Genomic DNA, 1,630 nt, shown 5'->3' on the forward strand with positions numbered 1-1,630 from the left:
AAAAACATACTAAGATTAGTAGTGAAGAAATCTCCGACGGGAGAGAGTACTCACTACTTTTTCTTTGTGTTAAAGTAGAGGTGTCTTGTTAAGTCGTGGCTTCTTTTGGCGCTAGACGTCGTACAAAAAACTGGCAAGACACCTGTTTTAGATGGAATTTTATCAAAGTATGTTGGACGCTAGACGTCGAGTATTGAAAATGAAATCACTAAAATAAGGAATCATTCAAGACAAAGAGGTAAACATAATGCGGACAGTTTTTGGAATTGATGTGAGTAAAGCAAGCTCAGAAGTCGCTATTCTTGTGAATGGTGAAAGGGTTCATGGATATACTATGCCTAATGACATTATCGGATTTTCTCATCTACTGAAGGATCTAAAGACCGTGAGCAACCCTGAAATTATTTTCGAAGCTACTGGTGTCTACTCTCGCCGACTCCAAGCTTTTCTAGAAGAAAACAGCTATGACTATACACGTCTTAATCCTTTGGAAGCTAAGAAACAACTTGATGGATTACGAGTTCGGAAAACCGATAAGATTGATGCAGAGAAATTAGCTTCGTCACAATTCGTTTTAAACCGTATGCCAACTTATGTTCAAGAAAAAGTCTATCAAAACTTGCATGATCTTAGCCGATTCTACCAAAATCTGACAGAGGATATCGTAAGGACGAAGAATAGGCTGCACAAAGTTCTTCAAGTCGCCTTCCCAGAAATCGAAAATCTACTATCTACTCCTACAGGTGAGCAATATTGGAATCTTGTTTCTATCTTCCCAACCAATCATTGGGTGCTAGAATTATCGGAAGTTGAGTTGAAAGAGACTATTCGCCAGTCAACCTCTAAACGTATTTCAGAGAACAGAGTAGGTAACTTAGCTGAGAAGTTAGTTGGACTGGCAAAGCAATCTTATTCTGCCATTTCAAAAACCTCTCCTATGATAGAAGAGGTTAAGTATAATGCACAGGAACTTATAAGGTTGACAAACCGTCGGGAACAAGTTTTAGAACAGTTGATAGAGTTAGCTAAACCTCTACCTGAATATGAGATTCTTCTCTCTATTCCTGGTATCGCAGAAACAACGGCTACAAGCGTTATTGGCGAATTAGGAGACATTCGTCGCTTTAAGTCTGCTAATCAAATCAACGCTTTTATCGGTATTGATCTCAAACACTATGAATCGGGAGATTTCCTAGGTCAAGAGCATATCACTAAGCGTGGGAATCCTTATGCAAGAAAAATTCTGTACAAATGTATTCACAATATCGCTTCAGCTAGCCATACCAATCCTTGCCATATCGCAGATTTCTATGAGAAACGAAAAAGACAATCGCAGACAACTTCAACTAAGCCTCATACGATTGCCTCTATACATCGCCTTATTAGGACAATGTATTATCTTATAATGCATAATAAACTTTACGACTATACTTTAGCCCAAAGTCATTAAAGTCGTCTATGCCCTGTAATTCTAACACCTTATTTCAAAAAATGCCAGATAAGGTGTCGTTTTTATATGCTCAAATGTCAGAAAAAATGGCTTGAACTATTTCTCATAAATTCCTTTTATACTCTATCAGAAATAATGTTGAGTCAGAAACCGTATTATACTTGACAAATGGTAGAAAAA

General features: G+C 37.5%; 1 protein-coding gene. It reads left to right on the forward strand.

The window, feature by feature from the left end:
- Window positions 1-247 precede the first annotated feature (247 nt).
- Window positions 248-1,450, forward strand: a complete 1,203-nt coding sequence (locus QRD39_RS10100) for an IS110 family RNA-guided transposase (protein ID WP_008535633.1) — start codon at window positions 248-250, stop codon at window positions 1,448-1,450.
- The last annotated feature ends 180 nt before the right edge of the window (window positions 1,451-1,630 follow it).

This window comes from Streptococcus raffinosi, from assembly GCF_030284685.1.
Classification (GTDB): Bacteria; Bacillota; Bacilli; order Lactobacillales; family Streptococcaceae; genus Streptococcus; species Streptococcus raffinosi.